This is a genomic window from Pseudomonas sp. EYE_354, from assembly GCF_023148575.1.
In the GTDB taxonomy this organism is placed as follows: Bacteria; Pseudomonadota; Gammaproteobacteria; order Pseudomonadales; family Pseudomonadaceae; genus Aquipseudomonas.
This window is the reverse complement of sequence record NZ_JAHXNQ010000013.1, coordinates 22738-47943: the sequence shown is the minus strand read 5'-3', so window position 1 is coordinate 47943 and position 25206 is coordinate 22738. Positions and strand designations below refer to the sequence as shown.

Genomic DNA, 25206 nt, shown 5'->3' with positions numbered 1-25206 from the left:
AGCGGCGCAAGGCCGCTCAAGATTGTCATGAGCCCTTGCTAACCTGCCGTTCAGTCATCCCGGCAGGTTCGCGCCATGCTCCTTCGCCTTTTGCTGTGTTGCGGGTTGGCCACGGTCATCCACGTGACCCAGGCCATGACCCTCTACAAATCCGTTGATGCCAACGGCGAGGTGGTCTTCAGTGACCGGCACACCCCTGGCGCCCAGGCCTTCGTGGTGCAGGAGCGCAAGGTCGAGCGTGTGAAACGCCCGGTGTTTGATCTACCGTCACCGCTCTACCCACGGCAAGCCTATCGCTATCCCTTACCCTGGCGCGGCGGTCCGTTCCGGCTGAGCCAGGGCCCCAATGGCCGTTACAGCCATACCGACGCCAAGAGCCGCTACGCCATGGACATCGCCATGCCTGAAGGCACGCCGATCATTGCCGCGCGCGGCGGCGTCGTGGTGAACATTGAGAACGAGCAGGCCGGACGTGGCAACGATGCGTCGGGCAATTTTGTGCGGGTGCAGCACGACGATGGCACCCAGGGCGTGTACCTGCATCTCAAGCAAGGGTCGGTCAGTGTGAGGGCAGGGCAGCGCGTGGCGGTGGGCAGCCCGCTGGGGCTGTCGGGCAATACCGGCAATAGCAGCGGGCCGCATCTGCACTTTGTAGTGCAGCGGGCCGGCGCGGCGGGGCTGGTGTCGATTCCGTATGAGTTCAACCAGCCCGTAGGGGCATTGCCCAACTTTGCGTTGGGCAATTAAGGGTCAGTCCAGCAGCAGGACCTTGGCCAGCACGATCTTCGGCCCTTTCATCTTCTTGACGATGATGCGCAGGCCTTCGACCTCCAACACTTCTTCCTCTTCCGGTACGCGCTTGAGCGTGTCGTAGATCAGCCCGGCCAGGGTTTCCGCTTCGATGTGGTCCAGGTCGACGCCCAGCAGGCGCTCGACCTTGAACAGCGGGGTGTCGCCGCGTACCAGCAGCTTGCCCGGCTGGTAAGCCAGGATGCCGCGCTCGGCCTTGCGGTGTTCATCCTGGATATCGCCCACCAGCACTTCCAGCACGTCTTCCATGGTCAGGTAGCCGATGATCTTGCCGTCGGCCTCTTCGACCAGGGCAAAGTGCGCGCCGCCTTTGCGGAACTGCTCCAGCAACTGCGACAACGGCATGTGCCGCGACACACGTTCCAGCGGGCGGGTCAGTTCAGCCAGGTTGAACGACTCGGGGATATGGTCCAGGGCGGCCAGTTCCAGCAGCAGGTCCTTGATGTGCAGCAGACCCACGAATTCATTGCGCACCGCGTCGTACACCGGATAGCGGCTGAATTTATGCCGGCGGAACAGGGCCAGGATCTCTTTAAGCGGGGCATTGAAGTCCAGGGTTACCAGATCTTCCCGGGAGTTGGCCCAGTCCACCACTTCCAGTTCGCCCATTTCCACGGCCGAGGCCAGTACGCGCATGCCTTGGTCGCTCGGGTCCTGGCCACGGCTGGAGTGCAGGATCAGCTTGAGTTCTTCGCGGCTGTAATGGTGCTCATGGTGCGGGCCGGGCTCGCCCTGGCCGGCGATGCGCAGGATGGCGTTGGCGCTGGCGTTGAGCAGGTAGATTGCCGGGTACATGGCCCAGTAGAACAGGTACAGCGGCACCGCGGTCCACAGCGACAGCAGCTCGGGTTTGCGAATGGCCCAGGATTTGGGCGCCAACTCACCGACCACGATGTGCAGGTAAGAGATCACAAAGAACGCCGCGAAGAACGACACACCCTTGATCACTTCCGGCGATTCGACGCCCATGGCGCCCAGCAGCGGCTCCAGGATGTGCGCGAAGGCCGGCTCACCGACCCAGCCCAGGCCCAGCGAGGCGAGGGTGATACCCAACTGGCAGGCCGACAGGTAGGCGTCGAGCTGGCTGTGTACGGTGCGCAGGATCTGCCCGCGCCAGCCGTTGGTATGGGCGATGGCTTCGACCCGGGTCGAGCGCAGTTTGACCATGGCGAATTCCGCCGCAACGAAAAAACCGTTGAGCAGTACCAGGACCAGAGCAAAAAGAATCATGCCGAAGTCGGCAAAGAGTATGGCGAGGGTGATACCAGGGGAAGGGTCCATGATGGGGTTTTGCAGGTTCCGTGTGTTCAATAGGGGGTGAAAGACAGGCCTGAAAGGCAGGTGCAAGTCGGCCAATGTAGCGACTGGCGCGGCGCTTGCCTAGTGGCGGCTGCCGGGTGGGGCAAGGAATGTGTTCGCCAAGACACGGCAAGTCCGGGTGTGGAAGGGCGCTTGTCTGCGATAGGCGAGCGCCTTCTCACCTGTTCAGGTGTGTGGTGTTCGGATTATTCGTCGTTTCCGACAAGGCGTGAACGGGTCACCTGCGTTGTCGGAAAATGGCAGGTAAAGGTGCTGCCATGGCCCAGCACGCTGCTGATTTCCAGGCGGGCGCGGTGGCGCAGCAGTACATGCTTGACGATCGCCAGGCCCAATCCGGTGCCGCCGGTGTTGGAGTTGCGGCTGGAATCGACGCGGTAGAAGCGTTCGGTCAGGCGCGGCAGGTGCTTGGCGTCGATACCGATGCCCGAGTCCTGCACGCTCAGGTGAGCGCCGTGTTCATCGGCCCACCAGCGGATGCGTATGTTGCCCTTGTCCTGGGTGTATTTCACCGCGTTGAACACCAGGTTGGAGAACGCGCTGCGCAATTCGCCCTCGCTGCCTTTGAGCAACACCTGGGAGTCCGCTTCCAGGGTGATCTGCTGGCCACGCTCGCCCGACAGGGCCTGGGCGTCATTCTTGATGGTCTGCAACAGGCTGTGCACGGCCACCGGGTGGTTGTCCGACGGGTAATCGGTGGCCTCCAGCTTGGCCAGCAACAGCAGGTCGTTGAGCAAGGTCTGCATGCGCGAGCCCTGCTGCTGCATCTGTTGCAGTGCGCGGCTCCAGCGCGGGTTGATCTCCTCGACGTTGTCCAGCAGCGTCTCCAGATAGCCGCAAATCACCGTCAACGGCGTGCGCAGTTCGTGGGAGACGTTGGCGACGAAGTCTTTGCGCATTTGCTCCAACTGGTGAATGCGGGTCACATCACGCACCAGCATCAGGTGTTCGTTGTTGCCGTAGCGCGTCAAGTACAGCTGGATACGCACGCGGTCGTTGGTCGGCGAGGGGATTTCCAAGGCTTCTTCGTAGTTCTCCTGCTCGAAGTACTCCTTGAAGCGCGGGTGGCGCACCAGGTTGGTCACCGGCTGGCCGCTGTCCTGGGGCGTCTTGAGGCCCAGCAGGGTTTCGGCGGCGCGGTTCCACCATTCCAGGTTGCCGTCGCTGTCGAGCATGATCACCGCGTCCTTGAGCGCGGCGGTGGACTCCTGCACCCGGTCGATCACTGCTTGCAGGCGTCCGCGCACCCGCTGGTCGCGGCGTTGCAGGTGGTAAATGCTGTCGAATACCTCGCCCCACAGACCGTAGCCGTCGGGTGGCGCTTCGTCGGGTTTGTGCTGGCGCAGCCATTCATGCAGGCGCAGCAGCTGTTTGAGGGTCCAGCCCAGGTACAAGCCGATGCCGATGGCCAGGCTCCAACCGTAATAGCCGCTGATCAACCCGACCAACAGGCAGCCGGTGATCAACAGGAGCATGTGGCGGATCAGGGTGCCATGCCAGTTCTGGTTCAAGTTGCGTCCTTCGGAGCAGTTTCAAGTTTCAAGCTGCAAGCTCCAAGCTTAAGCAGTCCCGCTTTAACTTGCGGCTGATTGCTTATAGCTCAACCTTTGGTTGAAAACCGATAGCCGGTACCGCGCACGGTTTGTACCAAATTTTCATAGGCATCGCCCAAGGCTTTGCGCAGGCGACGGATATGCACATCCACAGTGCGCTCTTCCACGTACACGTTGCCGCCCCATACCTGGTCGAGCAACTGGCCACGGGTGTAGGCGCGCTCCTGGTGGGTCATGAAGAATTGCAGCAGACGGTATTCTGTCGGCCCCATCTCGGCTGGCTTGCCGTCGATGGTCACGCGGTGGCTGATCGGGTCCAGGAGCAGGCCACCGACTTCGATAGGTGCTTCGCCATCGGTAGGCCCGGCGCGGCGCAATACGGCCTTCAGACGCGCCACCAGTTCGCGTGGGGAAAACGGCTTGGTGATGTAGTCGTCGGCGCCGACTTCCAGGCCCTGAATCTTGTTGTCCTCTTCACCTTTGGCGGTGAGCATGATGATCGGGATATCCCCGGTCAGCTCGTCGCGTTTGAGGCGGCGGGCCAGTTCGATGCCGGAGGTGCCGGGCAGCATCCAGTCCAGCAGGATCAGGTCCGGTTTGCGGTCGACGATAATGGCATGGGCCTGCTGGGAGTTTTCCGCCTCCAGGCAGTCGTAGCCGGCCATCTCCAACGCAACGGCGATCATCTCGCGGATGGGCGCTTCGTCGTCGACGATCAGAATGCTCCTGCCAACCATGCTCAAAATCCTCTTGTCATTTAACTGTCTTGCGCCGCATTAGATAACGGAATTATTGCAGTCGTGTGACAGTAATTTAGTCGCTGGGGCAATTCACGGCACTCTGGACTACGCTTTGAGTCCGAATCCTGACAACCACAAAAGGAAGGTTCCGATGACTTACAGTACTGTTTCCTGGAAAGCCCTGTTGGTAACGGCAGCGTTGACGCTGCCGACCCTGGCGTTCGCGGCAGAGCCGGCGATGACCAAAGACGGGATGTTGGTGGATCACAAGTCGATGACGCTCTACACCTTTGCCAAGGATGCCGACGGAAAATCCATGTGCAACGACAAATGCGCGACGAACTGGCCGCCGTTGATGGCCGATTCCACCGCCAAGCCCATGGGCAAGTGGACCGTCATCACCCGTGACGATCAAAAGAGCCAGTGGGCCTACGACGGCAAGCCGCTGTATACCTTCATCATGGACAAAAAGGCCGGTGACATGACCGGTGAGGGCAAAATGGACGGTGCCTGGAAAGTCGCCAAGCCCTGACCGAACGGGGCGCGCCCAAATTGTGTTGTGGTGAGCGGGCTTGCCCGCTTAGGGCTGCGCAGCAGCCCCAGGCCCAGGCGCCACGCTGTATCTGATACGACGCGGCGGTCCTGTTGAGGGCCGCTTGCGCTCACTACAGACGTCCGCGGGTTCCGCCGGTTAACGAACCGCGTAATCCAGCACAATCCCGACAAAAATCGCCAGCCCGGCCCAGTGGTTGTGCAGGAACGCCTTGAAGCACTTCAAGCGGTCCCGGTCGCGGGTGTACCAGAACTCCCACGCGAAGCAGCCCGCCGCTGCGACCAGCCCCAGATGGAACCAGCCGCCCAGTTCGAACCGTGCGCCCGCCAGCAGCAGACACACCAGCGCCAGGCCTTGCAGGGTGAGGATGATCACGCGGTCGGCATCACCGAACAGAATCGCGGTGGATTTCACGCCGATTTTCAAATCGTCGTCACGGTCGGTCATCGCGTAATACGTGTCGTAGCCCACGGTCCACAGCAGGTTGCCGATGTACAGAAGCCATGCAGTGGCCGGCAGATGTCCGGTTTCGGCGGTGAACGCCATCGGCATGCCCCACGAGAACGCCGCGCCCAGGACCACCTGGGGGTAATAGGTGTAGCGCTTCATGAACGGATAGCTCGCCGCCAGGGCCAGGCCGCCGAGGGACAGCAGGATCGTGGTGGCGTTGGTCAGCAGCACCAGCAGGAAACTGAGGCCCATCAGCAGCGCAAAAAACACCAGTGCCTCTTTCGAACTGATCTTGCCGCTCACCAGAGGGCGTTGCTCGGTGCGTTTTACATGGCCGTCGACCTTGCGGTCGGCCCAGTCGTTGATCACACAGCCGCCGGCCCGGGTCAGGACCACGCCGAGCACGAAAATCACGATATTGAGCAGAGACGGCGAGCCCTTGCCGGCGATCCATAGCGCCCACAGCGTCGGCCACAGCAGCAGGTAGATGCCGATCGGCTTGTCCATGCGCGTCAACTGAATGAAATCCCAGGCCCTGGGGTTCAGGCGGTTCAAGGATTTGAGCACACGTTGATACATCAGCAGTTCTCCGGATGGTCATGCAGCGCATGCCAGAAGCAAGGCAAGAAGACTTCCGCCACCAACACGCTCAGCGCCCCACGATCAAAGCGGGAGCGGCGCGCCCACAAGCCGTCGGTCTGATCGGCGGTCGGCAACCAGTGCGCGGGGTAATGGCACACCTCGATCGCCTGGCGGGTGAACGCGTGGTCGCAGAACAGCAGCTCCCCCAGCGAGCGGCTGCCCAGTTCGTCCATATGCAGGCCGTCGCCCTGCAAGGCACTGCGCGCGGCGACGCTGCGGGCAAACACCCACGGCTGGCCACGCCCGCGCAAATACACCTCGCGTACCCAGCCGACCGTGGCGGGGGCCAGGTCGAGGGCGGCACATTCGTCATCCCGCAGCGGCTGCCAGCCTTCGAACAGCGGCGTCACACTGAAGCCCTCGTCGGACAGCCACGTCAGCCGACGCGTCAGCGAGCCGTCATCGAACAGCCAGTTGAGGGCCAATGGCGTAGGTGCGGGTTTCAGAAGGCTCTGGGTCAGCCATTGGCAAGCATCGGGAGGGGCGATTGAGTGCGGCACGGTGAGTCAGTATTGGCAGCCAAAGAGGCGGCGAGCTTACCATGGCACCCCTGACTTTTGCCGGGCTGAGGCGGCGCCTTGCGTCGATCGCGCTTGCATCTGCCGGCCCCGATCAGTACAAAACGCCCTGAGCCGCACGGCAACGCTGGATCCATCGACCGTCGGCCAACCTGCCTGGACCTGAGGAAGTAAGTAATGAAGAAGTGGCAATGTATCGTCTGTGGCCTTATCTACAACGAAGCGGACGGCTGGCCGGATGACGGCATTCTGCCCGGTACGCGCTGGGAAGATGTCCCGGCAGACTGGCTGTGCCCTGACTGCGGCGTCGGCAAGATGGATTTCGAAATGATCGAAATCGGCTGATCTGACCATTTAAGCAACGTACTGCAAGGAGAAAGGCATGAACGCACCTGTCGTGATCATCGGCACTGGATTGGCCGGTTACAACGTGGCCCGTGAGTTTCGCAAGCTCGACAGCGAAACCCCGTTGCTGCTGATCACGGCGGATGACGGACGTTCCTACTCCAAGCCCATGCTCTCCACCGGTTTTGGCAAAAACAAGGAAGCCGATGGCCTGAGCATGGCTGAACCTGGCGCGATGGCCGAGCAACTCAAGGCCCAAGTGCGCACCCACACCCGCGTCAGCGGCATTGACCCAGGCCACAAGCGCCTGTGGATCGGCGAAGAAGCGGTGGCTTATCGCGACCTGATCCTGGCCTGGGGGGCCCAGACCGTGCAAGTGCCCGTCGAGGGCGATGGGGCGGACCTGATTTTCCCGATCAACGACCTTGAAGACTACGCGCGCTTTCGCAGCGCTGCGGCCGGTAAACGCCGCGTGCTGCTGCTCGGTGCCGGCCTGATCGGCTGTGAATTCGCCAACGACCTGATCCTGGGCGGCTATGAAATCGACCTGGTCGCCCCCTGCGAACAAGTCATGCCGACCCTGCTGCACCCGGCGGCGGCCGCAGCCGTGCAGGCCGGGTTGGAAGGCCTGGGTGCGCGTTTCCACCTGGGCCCGGTGCTCAATCGCCTGCAACGCACGGCAGACGGGCTTGAAGCCCACTTGTCGGACGGTGCAGTGATCCGCTGCGACCTGGTGGTCTCGGCCATCGGCCTGCGCCCACGCACCGACCTGGCGGCCGCAGCCGGCCTGCAGACCAACCGTGGGATCATGGTGGACCGCCACCTCAAGACCTCCCACGCCAATATCTACGCCCTGGGCGACTGCGCCGAGGTCGACGGCTTGAACCTGCTGTACGTCATGCCCCTGATGACCTGCGCCCGCGCCCTGGCCCAGTCCCTGGCCGGCAACCCCACGGCGGTCAGCTACGGGCCGATGCCCGTCACCGTGAAAACCCCGGTCTGCCCGCTGGTGGTTTCGCCGCCGCCACGAGGCACCGAAGGCGTATGGAGCGTCGAAGGCCAGGGCGCCGACATCAAGGCCCTGTGCCGCGACGCCAGCGGCCGCCTGCTGGGGTATGCGCTGACCGGCACGGCCGTGGCGGAAAAACTGGCCCTCAACAAAGAACTTCCGCCGTTACTGGCGTAAATACTGGCCGTTCTGTCGGAATAACCCTGTTTTTTACCCTAGAAAGGTCGTCGCGAGGCTAGCGGAGCGTGCGAGGGCATGCCATCCTCACTCCCGTCGGCCGCAGAGTAGAGCCTGCGGCGCTTTGGGCGCTGCTCCGATAGAGAGCGGCACGGACATAACAACAAAAAACCGTCAAAGAGGCTTCACTTATGCGTAAACCAGAACTCGCAGCCGCCATCGCTGAAAAAGCGGATCTCACCAAAGAGCAGGCCAACCGCGTCCTCAACGCCGTTCTCGAAGAAATCACCGGCGCCCTGCACCGCAAGGACAGCGTGACCCTCGTTGGCTTCGGCACCTTCCTGCAACGCCACCGCGGCGCCCGCACCGGCAAAAACCCGCAAACCGGTGAACCGGTGAAGATCAAGGCCAGCAACACTGTTGCGTTCAAGCCGGGCAAATCGCTTAAAGATACCGTTAACGCGTAACGCGCAGTACCGTCTCGAAGGGAGGCGGGGCGGTAAGAAGAATGGGCACGCCGACTGGGTCGGGTGCCCATTTTTTGTGGGCGCTGATGCGTATGCCGGATTAAGCCAGCTCGCCTAATCGCATTCTCAGGTAAATTGAACTAGGAAATAGCCGCCCAGATCCCCTTCTTTCAGCTTTTTCGCTCGATTATCGGCGAACACATAGCCGATACCTCCACCGAATATTCCTTCGTGACTAGGGCTGATTTTTGCAATGTCGGCGTCGGTTAGTTGAGCCAAGAAATAGTAGCGAGGGCTTTCATACAAAGGGTCTTGCAACCATGCGGGGCGCCCAAGGGCCTTGCTGATACTCGCGCCACTGTCCAGGTCTTCCAATTCTTCCTCCATTTGTTCGGGAGTGAACGGTTGCTGGGCAATATACGTTCGCGGGATTGGATCAACCAACTCAGCGGGTGTGAGTTCGGAAGTCGCCAGTGCGTGAAGCAGAACTTGACTATGGCCAAGTTGGAGCTTTTCCATCTCGCTTTGTTGATGAACAGTCAACTTCCGTACAGACGATCGTGTGTACGTTTCGTCAGTTCGCTCAACGGAGACGAACACAGTAAGCGCCATCCCGGAGGGTATGAATGGGACGTCCAAGAACGTTGAGGTCATCGTAATCACCGGCAGCATAAGCTGACCGGTCTGCGGGTCTTTAGGCCACAACTCAAGGTCTGTAAGCCACGCACCTCCGCCTATTTGTCCAAGGTTATGGTCTTGCTGTGAGAGGATAATCTGATTGATACCCATAGCCGGTGATCCTTTAGAAACAACCTTTTCGTTTGGCGAATGACGTGGCAGAGCGCCTCGCCGTCCTGACTTGTTGTTGCGTGATGATGCCGGTTTTGACCAGTGAGTTGTGTATGGCTTGGGACATGAGGCGAATCTCCAGCTTCCCGCGCTTAAGCATTTGATTGGGTCCCATCCCACGAGCGCGCCGCAAACGATTCTCCTCGGCATGCACCATGTCGTGATGCTCGGGAGATAGGGCAATCGACGGGTTGCCTTTGTAACGCCGACCTTTGGCGATACCTTTTTCTTCCAGAAATTTATTGCGGACAATCTCGTGTGCTTCCAGTCCATCATTCTTGTGGGCTTTTGCACCGTAACCTGCCACTTCGCCTTCTTTGAGCAGGCCAAGCGGGTCAATCCATCCGGAGGTATTGGGTGCGTATTGGTAAAGGTTATAGCCACCCGCCAACCCAATCGGATCCGGCGTCGTAAACCGCCCCACATCCGGATCATAAAACCGAAACGTGTTGTAGTGCAGCCCAATCTCCCGATCCAGATACTGCCCCTGGAACCGCAAATTCTGCTCTTCGATAAAGTACGCCTCACGCACTTCTTCGTCCGCATTCCCCCACACCTGATAGCGCGCCTGCCACACCGTTTTTCCATCAGCTTCGGTCAGTTGCTCAGGCAATCCATTCAGGTCGTTGTGGTAGTAGCGCACGCTTTGATGCTCGCCCGTGCCGTCCACGCGAGCCAGCGGTACATAGCCGTCTTCTTCATAGAGATAGAGGCTGGTCTGGCTATGCCGATGCTCCTGCAGCAGACGCAACCCCTCCCAATCAAAGCGGCTTTCACCCAACGGATAGCCGTTGCTGTCATGTTCGGTTTTAGCGATGCGCCGGCCGAGGGGGTCATAGGTCATTTTCACGACCGTTTCGCGTCCATCCTTCTGGCTACGGACTTCGATCATTCGGCCAAAGCCGTCGTAACGATAGCGTTTGTCCTGATAGGTCAACAGCTTGTTATGCACCACCAGCCCCGCACTGGCTGATGGTCCGTCCAGCAGGTTTGCTGCGGCATCGTAGGCAAACGTTTCTCGCTGGCCCTGAGCGTTGTCCTGGCTGGCGATAATGCGCCCGGTCGCGTCGTAGTGGAGCAGTTGGCGCTGATCCCGACGGTTATCGCGGTCACGCTCCAGGCGGCCGATCAGGTTATCGGCCGGGTCATAGTCGAAGTGTTTTTGCTGGGCGGCCGGCAGTTGCGTGGGCTGGCCGTTGGGACGGCGTATCCGTGAGCGCAGGCGGCCGCTGCGGTCATATTCGCTGCGCGTGGTGATCTGGCCCTGGGTACGCAGGACTTCACGGTGCAGGCGGTCGCGTTCGAAGTCGCAGATGACGCGCCCGTCGAGGTTGATCTGGTGCAGGTGGCCGCTGCCGTAGTACAGGCGGTTGAGCCAACGGTCGTCGGGTCATATAGTCTGGTCTCACTATCAAGTGTGGCCCGGTATCCAGAATAAATTTTTACATCCGGATTTAATGATCTTCTCAATCAGCTCAGTAAATGATTTTGCGATCAGTGTGCTCTCATCGGCGGTCGGGTAACTGTCCCAGAACGAGTCGTAGCAGTAGCCAAATTGCGGGCCAGGTTTCAGGTTAATTGAAATTATTTGATCCGCACATTTAACGAGCGCGTACCAGTTAGCTGAGTCTGGGTCCTCCAAGTCTTCGTCCATAACGACAAAGTCGGAGCGTTCAAGTTCTGGCGCCTGAATCATGAAGCTGTACTGTGCCTTTGGATAGAAAACAGCGCTGCTGTAATGGTTATAAAAATCGGTCAAGTCATCGGGGACGGGATTACTCGGCAACCCAGTAGAAGGTGCTGTCGTGCAGTCAGCGTTTTCTATTAGATTAAGAATGTTCATCTTCCGCATCCATTGTAGATAAAGAGAATAACTTTAATTAAAACGAAATGCATCCATCCCTTTTTGCCTCAGCCATTTGATCCGTTACCAATCGCCTCGCCACTCATCAGCATACTCTGATGTTGGGTCAAGGCCGACAATTTTTCCTAAGGTATAAATGTGTTCAAATATAGATTCGCGTTCGATAGTTTCTATTTCATTCTCGAAATAATTAATGTTAAGTATGCACTTTTTGAAGTGTTCCAAGATGGTTGATTGATTTGTTTTTTCAGGAAGTTGTTGCAATTCACTGATAAGTGCTTCGAGCAGCCTCGTTATCTTGGCGATAAGTTTTTTTTCACCCTCTAGATTAAGGTGATGCTTTTGAAAGTCCTGTAACTCTTTGTTTTTCATTTGGTTGTACTCAATTTTTTGGCGTGTGGCGCTGAGATGCCTTTGAATAAGAATTCTTTGGATTTGTCCCAATTCACTCCGTTTTCAAAATAGTTTATTAAACGATTTTGTAGCTTTTCTGGATCGCCGATCATGCCTGATAATTCATATTTATAAATGGTGTCGAGGTCGTCGGTTAATGTTAAGTTGCTTTTCAATGTAATTGCATCAAGAGTTTCAAAAGAATCAGTCAGTTCTATAAGATCCGCGCCGTAATTGCCGCCAATAATAGCTCTCAGCATTTTTTTTTCGGGAGGGCGCATGTCTATGCGGACTTTATCCGATGACGGCTCACTTATGGCGAGGCCCTTCAAAGCCTTCGTGGACGTGAAGATAAAAAATAGCGGGTCGACTTTTTGGAGGTTTACACCTGTCCAGGTATCCTGAGTATTTGTCAAGTCGAAAAACTGCAGGTAGTAGTTTTCACGCATCTGGACAAGCGTGTAGAGGTCATCTTTTAGTTTTAAACTTAGAATCTTGCCTTCTTGCCATGTGATCTTCTTCAGCATCTTCCGGGACCTTTGAATTTCTTAGTTGATTTTTGAGGCTTGACGCCTCTATGTTTATCTGCGGCCGCGAGATAAATATCCCGTCTTTTGTTATTCGGGCCGACAGGTCTTTGTTTGTTCGCGACAGGGCCCTCTTTCAATTTGTCTTCATATATTCTTTGTTCCAGGCCCCTTGCAATGTCTTTTCCTTTTTGCCCATCTCCTTTGAATACTGCCTCTGGTGCTACGTCAAAAATTTGCTTATTAGGATAGCGGTAGTCCAACACAGCTTGCGCGGAATGCCCCAACCCAGGCTTGCTGGCGTAACCCACATAAGGTTTACCGTCTTTCACGCCGACGTAAGTGATGTGTGTCGCTTTCGCAGGGTCACCTGCCCATCCCCACGGGTCAATCCAACCAATGGGATTCGGCGCGTACTGGTAAAGATTGAATCCACCCATCAACCCAATCGGATCCGGCGTCGTAAACCTCCCCACATCCGGATCATAAAACCGAAACGTGTTGTAGTGCAGCCCAATCTCCCGATCCAGATACTGCCCCTGGAACCGCAAGTTCTGCTCTTCGATAAAGTACGCTTCACGCACTTCTTCGTCCGCATTCCCCCACACCTGATACCGCGCCTGCCACACCGTTTTCCCATCAGCTTCGGTCAGTTGTTCAGGCAGCCCATTCAGGTCGTTGTGGTAGTAGCGCACGCTTTGATGCTCGCCCGTGCCGTCCACGCGAGCCAGCGGTGCATAGCTGTCTTCTTCATAGAGATAGAGGCTGGTCTGGCTGTGCCGATGTTCCTGCAGCAGGCGCAGGCCTTCCCAATCAAAGCGGGTTTCACCCAACGGGTAGCCATTGTTGTCATGTTCGGTTTTAGCGATGCGCCGCCCGAGTGGGTCATAGGTCATTTTCACGACCGTTTCGCGTCCATCCTTCTGGCTACGGATTTCAATCAAGCGATGCTCGGCATCGTAGGCGAAATATTGCACGCCACGCACAGCACTGCGCTTTTCGATCATTCGGCCAAAACCGTCGTAACGATAGCGTTTGTCCTGATAGGTCAACAGCTTGTTATGCACGACCAACCCTGCACCTGCTGGCGGTCCGTCCAGCAGGTTGGCCGCGGCGTCGTAGGTGAAAGTTTCCTGCTGGCCCTGGGCGTTGTCCTGGCTGGCGATGATGCGGCCGGTCGCGTCGTAGTGCAGCAGTTGACGCTGGTCCCGATGCTTGTCGCGGTTGCGCTCCAGGCGGCCGATCAGGTTATCGGCCGGGTCATAGTCGAAGTGTTTTTGCTGGGCGGCCGGCAGTTGCGTGGGCTGGCCATTGGGGCGGCGTATCCGTGAGCGCAGGCGGCCGCTGCGGTCATATTCGCTGCGCGTGGTGATCTGGCCCTGGGTACGCAGGACTTCACGGTGCAGGCGGTCGCGTTCGAAGTCGCAGATGACGCGGCCGTCGAGGTTGATCTGGTGCAGGTGGCCGCTGCCGTAGTACAGGCGGTTGAGCCAACGGCCGTCGGGCAACTGCGTCTGGATCAGGTTGCCGAGCTCATCGTAGTGGTAGTTCAGGCTGCCGGTGGCGCTTTGTTCGATGAGCAGTTGGCCGCGCGCGTCGTAGGCGAAGGCCAGTGCCTGGGTGGTTTCGTCATTGCCGATGAAGGTGACAGCGGTGAGTTGGTCCAACGGGTCGTAGGCGTATTCGGTGCGACCGTCATCGGTTTGTTTCAACCGCAAGCGGCCCACTGCATCGCGTTCGAGTCGATGCACAATTGAAGGCTCAGGTGTCTGCCCTGTGGGCACGTACTCAACGGCGGCTACGTTATCCAGAAGGTCATAGGCATAACGTCGGGCGCTGCCGTCGAGGTCTTGTTGCTCTACCAGACGGTCGCACGGGTCCCAGGTAAAGCGGTAACTCTCACCATTTTCATTGGTCAGGGTTTGGAGGTGTCCGTAGGCGTCGTAGCGGAACTCAATCTGCCGGCCATGGGCATCTATTCGTTGGCGCACCTGCCCGCGGCGTCCGTACTGGTAGCGGGTGGTGTGACCTGCGGCATCGGTATAGCCGATCAACAGACCGCTGGTATCGCGCAGGTACTGCTCGATGCGGCCGTCCGGCATTTCGCTCTGTAGCAACCGGCCTTGGCTGTCGTGTTGATAGCGCTGGCGCTCACCCAAAGCGTCGATGACTACCTGCAAATGACCCTGGCGGTCGTACTCGAAGGCTGTGGGGTACCCCGAACAGTCGATGTGCTGGATTAACTGTCCGGTTTCATTCCAGCGCAGGGTTTTGCTTTTGCCTGTGGCATCGATGATCTCCACCACCTGTCCAAACGTATCGTAGCGATACCGTGTGACATGCCCCAACGGGTCGATTTCACTGACGCAATTGCCTCGCTGGTCGTACTGATATTGCCACGCGTGGCCTGCCGCATCGGTCTCCACCAGCGGCAGCGACCAATGCTCCAGCCACAACGTCGACTCGATACGCCCCAACGGATCCCGAGTGCTGCACAGGTTGCCGGACTCGTCGTAGCCGAACTGCCATTTGCCGCCTTGTGGATCAGTCGCGCTGAGCAACTGACGTTCCTCATTCCATTCGAATTGCCAAGTTTTTCCCAGGTTGTCGGTGTACTCAGTGATCTGGTACTGCGAGTTCCAGCGGCGTGTGCTGAGACGCTGCAAGCCATCAGTAATACGCGTCACGCCGGCCGCCAGGTCATAGTCGAACAGGTATTCGTCACCCTCATCGGTCCAGTGCCGCACCACGCGCCATTCGCTGCCGTCTACGCAGTCCCATTGGTAGTAACAACGCAGCCCGGTGGGCAGTTGATGCTCGACCATGCGCTGGCCGTAGTCATAGGCGAAGCGGCGTTGCACGTTTGCGTCGGTATCGCGAACTTCGGCCAGGTCGCCGCGAGAATCGTAGCTGTAACTGACAAGGGTTTCCCGGCTGTGATCGGGGTATAGGCGCTCGACTTGCTCCACTCGCGCCGGCCATTGCTGGCTGTAAACAAGTTCGACACGCACATGGTCGAACGTATCTCGTAAGTGGCTCAGCCGACCCTGTACGTCATAGTCGAGGAAGATTCGGTTGTCGTTGCGATCCCCCAATTGGCTAAGGCGCAGGCGTGAGGCGGTGCCTGGCGTTGGTTCGAATAGCCGATAGAGCCCGTCGACGCTTTCAATCAGTAGTTGGCCATTGGTATTGCGCCGTACGCTCAAGCCTTCTCCTGCGCTGAATACGGCACCGCCCAATGGGATGACGCCCATGTCGATCTGTCGCGCTTGCTCATCGGTATAGACCAGCCGTTCCCCACCTTCGGGGTGTACGCCAATCTCGACGCAGACCTCGTAGATCACGCTCCAGCTGGCACCGAACAGGCCGTCGCTACGCTCGTCCCGACTGTTGTAGTAGCGCTGCCACTCGATAGGGAGCAGGCCGGGCAGAGCGAAGTCCAGATCGTCTTCCCCATCAAGAATTTTCGCGCCAGTGGAGCTGTGTACCGGGTTGGGCGAGCCTGCGACTGCAGAAGTAATGGCATTGGTCACTTGGCTGGTGCCCCACGACACCAGTCCACCAACGACCATGCACGGCAGCTTGCTGAAAAACTTGGAGCCGCCACCACGTAGCATCAACAGTGCGGTCACCGCCAGCCCGACACCGGGTGTTTTGCCACTGCGGATCTCGCGCACCACCACGGGGCTTCCGCCAATACGCACGTTGCTGGAGATCATCCCCGACTCGACAATCGAGGCGTCGCAGGTGCTTCGATCACCGCTGCGGGCGGCCGGCTGACCGTTGATAGTGACCTTGCTGGAGCCTTCGGCAATAAACTGCGGCGGCATCGGGGGATGTTTGGTGCAGATCACAATATCCAGCGGTTTGGGTACTGCGCCTGGTGCAGGAACCGCCACTGTGGGCCGCCACATCTGCGAGAAGAAACCCTTGGCCATGTCAAGGTAGCTGGCTTCTTCGGGACTACCACCTTCGGCGGGTTGCGAACTGACTGGGCCGATAGCGCCTGCGGCACGTGCGGAGGGTATGCCGTTGGTAAAGGTGTTGTGGGAGCCTGTGGCGATGGTTGCCATCACCACAGGCGGGAATAACGCATTGCCTATCCAGTCACAAACCTTTGTCAGTCCCTTGTCCGCCCCCGTCTTGCTCATGCCTATACCGACGATGATGCCCACCACCGCGCCGAGCACAAAGCAGCCCAGACCGCCGGTAACGACGGTAATACCGGTGGCGGCCACAATCGCAGCAGTGGCGACGGCCGTAATAGCGATGTTGGCCGCAATTTCCAGCACGCCGCCCAAGATGTCGGCCATCGCCGAGGTGTGCAGCAGGCCGTCGCCGAGACGTGCCGCCCAGAGAGCGTCAGACATGGATGAGGGACTTCAAGGCTTGGGATTCAGTTGCAGGGTGCTTTTGATGGTTGCCCAATGGGCACTTTCAGCATCGCCCAGGGGTTGGGCTTTGACATAACTCAGGGCAAGCATCTGCCGAGTGCCGGGTATCACAAGCGCTAACTGGTATTGATGAATACGCTCGGTGCCCTTGCTGAACTGGTTATGCACTTCGATGGCGTCTATATCCTGCGCCGCGCCCACACGAAGTGCCTTGGCCGGTTGGTAGCGCAAGTCCTGTACCTGCTTCTCCAGCTTCGCCAGTTGCTCTTCGAAGTTGCTTTGCAGCGTTTCACCCTCATTCAGAAGGCTACGGCTGATGATCAACGACGTACCCAGAGCAGCGAACTTCAGGATATTGATGGAAGCATCTTGAACGTCATCGCTGGGCAGCGTGAATTGCAGTTCATTGAGTTGATAGGTCATGAAACGGAATCTCGTTATTGGCCGGAAGGCGGCTTGGGAAACATGGAATTGACGGCCGCGTCGATTTCACCCTTGACCCCTTGGCCCATGGGTGTGGTACCGCCTTTGCCGCCAATGTTCAAATGCAGATTGCCGCCGGTGTTGATCTCGGAGCTGCCTTCGGAATACACGTTGATCTGAACGCCGGTGAGATTGATCTGCCCGCTTGCATTGAGCTCCAGCACGCTTTTGCCACAGACCAGGCGCAGGTTTTCGCCCACTTCAATCAGGTAACTTTTACTGATGGCGTCTGTCTTGCTGAACCCCACCATGAGCATGTCGTCGTGCTTGACTGCGCGTACCCGGTCGTTGCCGACGGTCACGATTTCGTCATGCCCGATGCTTTTATTCCGGTCATGCCCCACCGAATGGCTCTCATCCACCTCCACCACGATGTCCTGGTTACGCTCGGCATGGATATACAGCTGCTCCAACCCCTTCTTGTCCTCCATGCGGATTTCATTGAAGTTTGCCGGCGTGCCGCCCTTGCTCGAACGGCTCTTCATGCCGCTTTGGGTGGCGTTTTCGGGCAGATCGTAAGGCACCGTCTGCTCAGCGTTGTACACCCGCCCAGTGATGATCGGCCGGTCGGGATCACCTTCCAGGAAACTCACGATCACTTCCTGGCCGATGCGTGGAATCTGCATTGAGCCCCAGTTTTTGCCGGCCCAGGATTGCGACACGCGAATCCAGCACGAACTGTTTTCGTTGGATTGATCGTGACGGTCCCAGTAGAAGTGCACCTTCACGCGGCCGTACTGGTCGGTCCAGATTTCTTCGCCTTTGGGGCCGACCACCAGCGCGGTTTGCGGGCCTTTGACCACCGGTCGATGGGTGGTGGCCAGGGTGCGGTAGCTTTGTTGCGCGGGGATGCAGGTCAGGCTGCTTTCAAACTGCGCCGAGCCGGAACCGCCGCCGCTTTCCAGGCTTTCCTGGACGATGTAGTAGCGGCAGCCGACGATCAGGTATTCGCGGTTCTGGTCCTGGCGACTGAAGCCGGTGAGGCTGAACAGATGACCGGAGCCGAGGCCGCGGGCATTGCCGGCGAACTCGATCTGTTCATGCAGGGTTTGCAGGGCTTCGATGCGGGTGCGTGCATAGTGTTCGCCGTCTGCGCTTTGCACGTAGGTGCCGGGGTAGTCGTACAGCGGGTAGTCGCCGGCGGTGTGCGGGCGCGGCATGGCCGAGCGCACGTCGATGCGGGCGCTGGGGCGCTGGAAGTCGTAGTCGTTAAGTTCCAGCGAGCCCGGCTGCACCTCCTGCGCCAGGTGCCAGTTATGCATGTGGTCGCGTTCGCGCTGCTGCTCATCCTTGGGGTAATACGGAATCGACGCGTAGCCCGGCACCGTGGTGTGGGCGCCATAGGCGTCGGCCAGTACCAGCACGTGACGGTCCTGTTCATGGCGGAAGTAGTAGTAGATGCCTTCCTGTTCCATCAAGCGGCTGACGAAATCGAAGCTGGTCTCGCGGTACTGCACGCAGTATTCCCACTCGCGGTACGGCCGGCTCAGGGCATCTTCGAAGTCGGAAAACCCCAGGTCGCGGAACACCTGCTTGATGATCTGCGGGATGCTCAGGTTCTGGAAAATCCGGCAGTCCGAGGTGCGGCTCAACAACCACAGCCACGGGCGCAGCGTCACCTGGTAACTGGCGAACTGGCCGCTGTCGATGTTCTGGCTGCAACGCGCGACGATGCCGTGGAAGTGCCGCTCGCCGCCGTCCGCCAGCTGCAGGCCGACGCTCATCGGTTTGCCCAGCAACTGGTTGAGGTCGATGTTGGCGTCCAGCGACGTCAGTTGCAGCTCATAGTTGAACAGCCGCCCCAGTTCTTCACCGCCACCCATTTCATTGAGCAGCAGCACATCCGGCCCGAGGGGGCTGGTGATCTTGGCCAAACGTGAGGCTTGGTTGAATAGCATCGGGAGTTCCGTAAATACCGTGATAACTGAAAAACGAATCCAATAAGGCGTTGGCTTGCTGTGGTGAGCAGGCTTGTCCTGCGCCGGGCTGCGAAGCCGCCCCTTTGGATTCTCAGTGAACCCTCAGGGCGCAGGTCAATCGTTGAACTGGTAGTGCAATTCGTTATCCCGCGTACTGATGCGCACACCCGCCAATGCCTTGCCCTCAAGCATGCGCGTAAGAAACTCACGGCTCATGTCCGGCAGCAGGCTGTTGGTGAGGATGGTGTCGATCATGCGCCCGCCGCTTTCGGTTTCGGTGCAGCGCGAGACGATCAGGTCGACCACCGCGTCGTCGTAGTCGAAGGCCACCTTGTGGGTATTCTCCACGCGCTTCTTGATGCGGTTCAGTTGCAGGCGGGTAATCGCCTTGAGCATCTCGTCGCTCAGCGGGTAGTACGGAATGGTCACCAGGCGGCCCAGCAACGCCGGCGGGAAAATCTCCAGCAGCGGCTGGCGCAGGGCCTTGGCAATCTCTTCCGGCTCGGGGATGTTCGCCGGGTCCTTGCACACGTGCGAGATCAGCTCGGTACCGGCGTTGGTGGTGAGCAGGATCAGGGTGTTCTTGAAGTCGATCACCCGGCCTTCGCCGTCTTCCATCACGCCCTTGTCGAACACCTGGAAGAAAATCTCGTGCACGTCCGGGTGGGCTTTTTCCACTTCGTCCAGCAGCACCACGCTGTAAGGCTTGCGCCGCACCGCTTCGGTCAGCACGCCGCCTTCGCCGTAGCCGATGTAGCCGGGTGGCGCGCCCTTGAGGGTCGACACCGTGTGGGCTTCCTGGAACTCGCTCATGTTGATGGTGATGACGTTCTGTTCACCGCCATACATGGCTTCGGCCAGCGCCAGGGCGGTTTCGGTCTTGCCCACACCGGAGGTGCCGGCCAGCATGAACACGCCAATCGGCTTGCTTGGGTTGTCGAGACCGGCGCGGGAGGTCTGGATGCGTTTGGCGATCATCTGCAAGGCGTGGTCCTGGCCGATGATGCGTTTTTTCAGGTGCTGATCGAGGTTGAGCACGGTTTCCAGTTCGTTGCGCGCCATGCGGCCCACCGGGATACCGGTCCAGTCGGCGACCACCGAGGCCACGGCCTGGTAATCCACGGTCGGCAGGATCAACGGGGTTTCGCCTTGCAGCGCGGTGAGGCGTTGTTGCAGGTCGACCAACTGGACGCGTAACTCATTGCTCTCGGTGGTACCGGCAGCACTGTCCACCACGCCGGCCTTTTCGCGCAGCGTCGCGCGAGTGGCGAGCAGTTCGTCCACCAGGGTTTTTTCTTCGGCCCAGCGGCTTTCCAGTGTGGCCAGGCGCTCGCGCTCGGCGCTCAACAAGGCTTCGCTGTTGCTCTGGCGTGCACCGATGGCGATGCCGATCGCATGCTCGCGGGCGATGATTTGCAGCTCGGTTTCCAGGGCTTCGATGCGGCGGCGGCTGTCGTCCACTTCCGCCGGCACTGCGTGCAGGCTGATGGCGACGCGGGCGCAGGCGGTGTCCAGCAGGCTCACGGATTTGTCCGGCAACTGACGCGCCGGGATGTAGCGGTGGGACAGCTTCACTGAGGCTTCCAGGGCCTCATCGAGGATCTGCACCTGGTGGTGTTTTTCCATGGTCGAGGCCACGCCACGCATCATCAGCAGGGCTTTGTCTTCCGACGGTTCAGCCACTTGCACGACCTGAAAACGGCGGGTCAGTGCCGGGTCTTTTTCGATGTGTTTTTTGTACTCGGCCCAGGTGGTGGCGGCCACGGTGCGCAGGGTGCCGCGCGCCAATGCCGGTTTGAGCAGGTTGGCCGCATCGCCGGTCCCGGCGGCGCCACCGGCACCCACCAGGGTGTGGGCTTCGTCGATAAACAGAATGATCGGCTTGGGCGAAGCCTGCACGTCTTCAATGACCTGGCGCAGGCGCTGTTCGAACTCGCCTTTCATGCTGGCGCCGGCTTGCAGCAGGCCCACATCGAGGCTGCGCAGTTCCACGTCCTTGAGCGCAGGCGGTACGTCACCGGCGACGATGCGCAGGGCGAAGCCTTCGACCACGGCGGTCTTGCCCACACCGGCTTCACCCGTGAGGATCGGGTTGTTCTGGCGCCGACGCATCAGGATATCCACCAACTGACGGATCTCTTCGTCACGCCCGACGATCGGGTCGAGCTTGCCGCTACGCGCCTGTTCGGTCAGGTCCACGGTAAAGCGCTTGAGCGCTTCCTGCTTGCCCATCGCGCTCGGTGCCATGGCGCCGCTGGCTTCGCCTGGAACACCGGCATTAAAGCCATCGCTGGCGCTGAGGGCGTTTTCCGGCGAGTCGCCGACGTACTCGTCAAAGCGTTCGCTCAGGGCCTCGGCCTTGATCTTGTCGAACTCCGACGACAAGCCCAGCAAAGCATGGCGCAGGCTTGGCGTCTTGAGGATACCCAGCACCAGGTAACCGGTGCGCACCTGGCTTTCGCCAAACATCAGGCTGCCATACACCCAGCCGCGTTCCACGGCTTCTTCCACATGGGACGACAGGTCGGTGATCGACGTCGAGCCGCGCGGCAGGCGGTCCAGGGCTTCGGTGAGGTCGCGGGCCAGGCGTGCCGGCTCCACGTTGAACTGGCGGATGATGCGGTGCAGGTCCGAGTCCTGCAGTTGCAGCAACTGGTGGAACCAGTGCGCCAGTTCCACATACGGGTTGCCCCGCAGTTTGCAGAACACGGTGGCGGCTTCGATGGCCTTGTAGGCCACGCTGTTGAGTTTGCCGAACAGTGCGGCGCGACTGATTTCACCCATGCTCTGGATTCCTTGAGGTGGTGGCTTGATCGGCGTAATGCCGGGCCAGGATTAGGTCGTTGGGGTCATGCTCGGGCGTGCCGAGCCAGGTGTTGAAGCCCAGGCGGAACTGGCCGTTGAGTTGCAGCGCCGGGACTTCGGGTTGTTGCAGAACCAGGTTCAAGTCCCAGTCCAACTCATGGCCCAGGTACTCGGCCACCCACGCCACCAGTTCATTGAACGGCTGGCGGCCGGGCAGCATGCCCATGTAGTCATCCAGCGTCAGCGGGCCCAGACGGATACGGAATTTGTGCTGGCGGTCCCAGACGTGGCTGCCCAGGCAAAAGTCCACGCCCAGTTGGTTGGCACTGACCCCGACGCGGCTGCGCTCGGGCAGTTCCAGCCATTGGCCGACGTACTCTTCGATCTCGACCGGCAGGCCGAAGTACTCACTGAGGATTGCCTTGAGGCCATCCGGGTAGCGGGTTTGCGCCGACAGGTGGCCGCTGTAATGCAGCTTCGCGGTATCCGGGATAAGGCCCTGATTGAGCAGGCTCGGCATGCCCCTGCCACTCAGTGCCGCCAGGCGCGCAGACCAGTAGTCATCGTCGGGACGGTCGTGGCTGACCGTCGGCCGCGCTTCGGCCCAGGCCCGGTAGAACAGACAGAGCAAACGGTGATGGAACACGTCCAGGAAGCGCTTGCTGGTGCTGTCGGCGTTATTGCGCTGGCGCTCACGTACGTACTCGGTGATGTGCAGCGGCAGCGGTCCGTTGGGACCGCCAAGGCCGAAGAAGAATTGCTCCAGGCGCGCCGGCTTGCCGTCGTTGCCGGGGTCAACCGACGCCAAGGTGGCCGGAGCGAAGGTGCAATCGGCCTGTTGCCCCAGGCGCAGTGGGTCATCGGCCAGGCGCAGGGAATGGCCCAGCCGTGGCAGGTCTGGCGATTCGCACTCGATACGTCGCAGCGCCTGGAAAAAGTCATATTCCCAGGGCTCCTGATGCATCGCATCCAGGGTACTCACAGGGTCGGACGACGTCCGGGCTTGGCTTTCCATCGCATGATCTCGCCGCGTTCGGTGGTACGGATCACCGTCTCGGTAAAACTGTTGATCGACACGTAGCGTGCCAGGAAGCGTTCCAATACCGCACCGAGCAGGAATACGCCGGTGCCGCGAAACGCGTTTTCATCGAATTCCAGGGTGATCTCCAGCCCGCGCCCAAACACGATCGGGCCGGGCATCGGCAGGCGTCGGGTCACGGCTTTGCTGCTGACCTCGCGCAGGCCTTCGATCTGCAATTGCAGGGCGGCGTCATTGCTGTCGCCGTACAGGCGCAGCAGTTCACGCAGGGCGCCGGCACCTTGGCCCTGTTCACTCAGCGACAGGTAATTGAGCGACAACTGGCTGATCAGGCGCCAGGCCTTGGCATCGTGGGCATGGCTGGCGCGCGGGCGGCTGGGGCCGGCGACGCAACGTACGGCCAGCACCGGGGCACTGTCGGCCAGGGTGAAGTCGGTCTTGCCATTGCCCACGCTCATGAACAACGGCAGGTCGCGGTTGGTGCACAACGCCGTCACGCCGAGTTGGCGCAGGTCGTGGCCGTACGGCGCCTGGCGGCTGTCCACCAGGCTGACGAAGGTTTCACTGCCCACGTAGGTCGAGCGCGGGCCGTTACGGCGCTGGTCGCTGGACAGCACGCGCGGTTCGCGGCGCACGGTGTAATAGGCCTGGTCGCGGCCGTAACGGGACGGATCGCGCACCGCGTAGAACGGCAAAAACGGCTGCTCCGGCCCAGTGCCGTGGCCGGTGATGCCGCTCAGGGAATGGATCTCGAAGTCCATCGGCCGCGTGCGGTCGGCGATCACATGGTGTTCGTTGACCCGGTCGGACAGGTGGATGCGATCAACGCGTTTGGGGAACAGGTTGATCGCTGGCGTGCAGAACGGCAGAAACTGCGCCGCGCCGACGCTGCCTTCCAGGTTCGGCTCGTGACGGTCGAACAGCACGATCAGCTCCAGCTCCTGGCCGTCGCAGCGTTTGACCGCGCGGCTCAGATGGGCGAACTCGACGAACAGGAAGCGGTGGGGCAGGGCGAAGTATTCCTGCAACAACCGATAGCCCTGGAACGCCCGAGCCACCACGGGCATGGCCGCGTCGGCATCGTCAAAGCCGCGTGAGCGCAATGCGTCCTGAGGCAAGCGCTCGACCCAGTCACCCCCGGGCTTGCGCGCAAACACCGCACAGGCGTTGCCCAGCAATTGCTCGTAGAGGCGGAACGGTTGCTCATCGGCGCCGCTGAGGTACAGCGGCAAGGTGTCCAGGTCGAGGCTGCTGAACGGCAATTCGGCACCGGTGCGCAAGGTCAGGCGCAAACCGGCCTTGGCTTTGGGCTCGCTGGCGGCCAGGCGGCCGAGCACGGCGGCCGGGTTGCCGAAGTACTCGGCGTTGCTGACCTGCAAGGGCCACAACGTCACCGGGTGGGCGGTGCGGTACTCGCAGCAGGTCTGGGTTTCGCGGCCCAGGGCGGCGCGCAATACGGTGTCGCGGGGCAGGGGGAAACCACTGGCCAGGGAGCCTTCATCCGGGTCGGTCTGCAACTGCACCACGGTCATCGACGGCGTTGGCGCCAGGTAGTGCGGGTAGGCGATTTCCAACAGGTTGTGGGTGAAGGTCGGGTACTCGGCGTCAAGCTTGAGCTGCACGCGGGCGGTGAGGTAGGCAAAGCCCTCGAGCAAACGTTCGACGTACGGGTCGGCGCAGTCCATGCCGGACAGGGTCAGCCGACTGGCGATCTTCGGGTATTCCTTGGCGAACTCGGCGGCGCTTTCGCGCACGTGGTGCAGTTCCTTGTTGTACAGCTCCAGCAGGCGCGGGTTCATGGGCGTCTCCGCTGGTCGGCATTCACGACGCGTACGTGGCCGGACTCCAGGTCCAGGTCGGTTTGCAGCAACAGGCGCAACGGCACCGGCTGGGCCCACAGATCGCCTTCGATCTCGAAACTCAGCGCGTTGTGGTTCATCTCGCCATGGCCGACACGTGCTTTGACGCGCAGGGTGTGGCGCAGGATGCGTGGCTCGAAGGTGGCGATGGCCTGGTAGATCAGGGCTTCCAGCGCTTTGATATCGACACTGGAAACGCTGTTGCCCGCCAGCGCCGGCAGGCCGTAATTGACCACCGAGGTGCCTGCCGGGGTGTGCAGGGTGGCATCGGCATCGAGCAACGACGTGGTGTTGAGCAGCCACGCCAGGTCGCGCAAAACCGAGGCTTTCAATTGGGTCAGGGACAGCACGCGTTTGTCGGCGCTTTCCTTGGGGTTGGTTGGATCGTCGTCAGTCAGCCGGTCCAACAAGGACGGTTGCAGACGGTCGCGGGAAGCGATTTCAGTGACCACCAAAGCAGCTCCACGGACGGGGTGTGAGAGGGACGGGGTTC

At 60.0% G+C, this 25206-nt stretch carries 21 protein-coding genes and 1 pseudogene; 5 read left to right on the top strand and 17 right to left on the bottom strand.

Annotated elements, in window-relative coordinates:
- Window positions 1-75: 75 nt before the first annotated feature.
- Window positions 76-747 (top strand): M23 family metallopeptidase, encoded by a 672-nt coding sequence (locus tag KZX66_RS18355; RefSeq protein WP_248081913.1) that lies wholly within the window; start codon window positions 76-78, stop codon window positions 745-747.
- 3 nt (window positions 748-750) lie between these two features.
- Here KZX66_RS18355 and KZX66_RS18350 read toward each other — a convergent pair whose 3' ends face one another.
- From KZX66_RS18350 to phoB, 3 genes are all read right to left on the bottom strand, one after another.
- Entirely contained in the window at window positions 751-2091 is a 1341-nt protein-coding gene (locus KZX66_RS18350; RefSeq protein WP_248081912.1) for a hemolysin family protein, read from the bottom strand.
- Between the two features lie 224 nt (window positions 2092-2315).
- The gene (gene phoR / locus KZX66_RS18345) at window positions 2316-3602 is read right to left on the bottom strand and encodes a phosphate regulon sensor histidine kinase PhoR (RefSeq protein ID WP_248082100.1); all 1287 of its coding nucleotides are present in this window, start codon (window positions 3600-3602) and stop codon (window positions 2316-2318) included.
- Window positions 3603-3727: 125 nt separating this feature from the next.
- On the bottom strand, window positions 3728-4417 hold the full coding sequence (phoB, locus tag KZX66_RS18340) for a phosphate regulon transcriptional regulator PhoB (protein WP_003176964.1): 690 nt from the start codon (window positions 4415-4417) through the stop codon (window positions 3728-3730).
- 154 nt (window positions 4418-4571) lie between these two features.
- Between phoB and KZX66_RS18335 the strand changes: the two genes are divergently transcribed.
- Window positions 4572-4952, top strand: coding sequence for a hypothetical protein (locus KZX66_RS18335; protein ID WP_248081911.1), 381 nt, complete (start codon window positions 4572-4574; stop codon window positions 4950-4952).
- Between the two features lie 159 nt (window positions 4953-5111).
- Here the strand turns inward: KZX66_RS18335 and ubiA are convergent, their stop codons facing one another.
- Window positions 5112-6002 (bottom strand): 4-hydroxybenzoate octaprenyltransferase, encoded by an 891-nt coding sequence (gene ubiA, locus KZX66_RS18330; protein ID WP_248081909.1) that lies wholly within the window; start codon window positions 6000-6002, stop codon window positions 5112-5114.
- A complete protein-coding gene (locus KZX66_RS18325) occupies window positions 6002-6565 on the bottom strand; it encodes a chorismate lyase (protein ID WP_248081907.1) in 564 nt (187 codons plus the stop codon). The genes ubiA and KZX66_RS18325 overlap by 1 nt, the downstream gene beginning before the upstream one ends.
- Window positions 6566-6760: 195 nt before the next feature.
- On the opposite strand from KZX66_RS18325, the gene KZX66_RS18320 reads away from it, so the two are divergent.
- The 3 genes from KZX66_RS18320 to KZX66_RS18310 all read left to right on the top strand — a co-directional run bounded on the left by KZX66_RS18320 (window position 6761) and on the right by KZX66_RS18310 (window position 8581).
- Window positions 6761-6928: a rubredoxin gene (locus KZX66_RS18320; protein WP_248081905.1), complete on the top strand. Its 168-nt coding sequence runs from the start codon at window positions 6761-6763 to the stop codon at window positions 6926-6928.
- A gap of 37 nt (window positions 6929-6965) precedes the next feature.
- A complete protein-coding gene (locus KZX66_RS18315; RefSeq protein ID WP_248081904.1) occupies window positions 6966-8114 on the top strand; it encodes an FAD-dependent oxidoreductase in 1149 nt (382 codons plus the stop codon).
- A 191-nt stretch (window positions 8115-8305) separates the two neighbouring features.
- The gene (locus KZX66_RS18310; RefSeq protein ID WP_003176958.1) at window positions 8306-8581 is read left to right on the top strand and encodes an HU family DNA-binding protein; all 276 of its coding nucleotides are present in this window, start codon (window positions 8306-8308) and stop codon (window positions 8579-8581) included.
- 126 nt (window positions 8582-8707) lie between these two features.
- On the opposite strand, the gene KZX66_RS18305 is transcribed toward KZX66_RS18310, so the two are convergent.
- From KZX66_RS18305 to tssE, 12 genes and pseudogenes are all read right to left on the bottom strand, one after another.
- Window positions 8708-9370 (bottom strand): hypothetical protein, encoded by a 663-nt coding sequence (locus tag KZX66_RS18305; RefSeq protein ID WP_248081899.1) that lies wholly within the window; start codon window positions 9368-9370, stop codon window positions 8708-8710.
- 385 nt (window positions 9371-9755) lie between these two features.
- Window positions 9756-10820: pseudogene (locus tag KZX66_RS18300) on the bottom strand (RHS repeat-associated core domain-containing protein); the annotation flags it as partial.
- A gap of 21 nt (window positions 10821-10841) precedes the next feature.
- A complete protein-coding gene (locus tag KZX66_RS18295; RefSeq protein WP_248081891.1) occupies window positions 10842-11273 on the bottom strand; it encodes a hypothetical protein in 432 nt (143 codons plus the stop codon).
- Window positions 11274-11357: 84 nt separating this feature from the next.
- Window positions 11358-11666 carry a hypothetical protein gene (locus KZX66_RS18290; RefSeq protein WP_034129264.1) on the bottom strand — a complete coding sequence of 103 codons (309 nt, stop codon included), beginning with the start codon at window positions 11664-11666 and terminating at the stop codon, window positions 11358-11360.
- Window positions 11663-12214 carry a hypothetical protein gene (locus KZX66_RS18285; RefSeq protein WP_248081889.1) on the bottom strand — a complete coding sequence of 184 codons (552 nt, stop codon included), beginning with the start codon at window positions 12212-12214 and terminating at the stop codon, window positions 11663-11665. The genes KZX66_RS18290 and KZX66_RS18285 overlap by 4 nt, the downstream gene beginning before the upstream one ends.
- The gene (locus KZX66_RS18280) at window positions 12208-16584 is read right to left on the bottom strand and encodes an RHS repeat-associated core domain-containing protein (protein WP_248081887.1); all 4377 of its coding nucleotides are present in this window, start codon (window positions 16582-16584) and stop codon (window positions 12208-12210) included. Before KZX66_RS18280 ends, KZX66_RS18285 begins: the two co-directional genes overlap by 7 nt.
- Window positions 16585-16596: 12 nt before the next feature.
- Entirely contained in the window at window positions 16597-17031 is a 435-nt protein-coding gene (locus tag KZX66_RS18275) for a DcrB-related protein (protein WP_248081885.1), read from the bottom strand.
- Between the two features lie 14 nt (window positions 17032-17045).
- Complete coding sequence (locus KZX66_RS18270) at window positions 17046-18989, bottom strand: type VI secretion system tip protein VgrG (protein WP_248081883.1); 1944 nt, start codon at window positions 18987-18989, stop codon at window positions 17046-17048.
- Between the two features lie 135 nt (window positions 18990-19124).
- On the bottom strand, window positions 19125-21794 hold the full coding sequence (gene tssH, locus KZX66_RS18265; RefSeq protein WP_248081881.1) for a type VI secretion system ATPase TssH: 2670 nt from the start codon (window positions 21792-21794) through the stop codon (window positions 19125-19127).
- Entirely contained in the window at window positions 21787-22830 is a 1044-nt protein-coding gene (gene tssG / locus KZX66_RS18260) for a type VI secretion system baseplate subunit TssG (RefSeq protein WP_248081879.1), read from the bottom strand. Before tssG ends, tssH begins: the two co-directional genes overlap by 8 nt.
- Window positions 22794-24653, bottom strand: coding sequence for a type VI secretion system baseplate subunit TssF (gene tssF, locus KZX66_RS18255; RefSeq protein ID WP_248081877.1), 1860 nt, complete (start codon window positions 24651-24653; stop codon window positions 22794-22796). Before tssF ends, tssG begins: the two co-directional genes overlap by 37 nt.
- Window positions 24650-25165 carry a type VI secretion system baseplate subunit TssE gene (gene tssE / locus KZX66_RS18250; RefSeq protein WP_005792513.1) on the bottom strand — a complete coding sequence of 172 codons (516 nt, stop codon included), beginning with the start codon at window positions 25163-25165 and terminating at the stop codon, window positions 24650-24652. Before tssE ends, tssF begins: the two co-directional genes overlap by 4 nt.
- Window positions 25166-25206 lie beyond the last annotated feature (41 nt).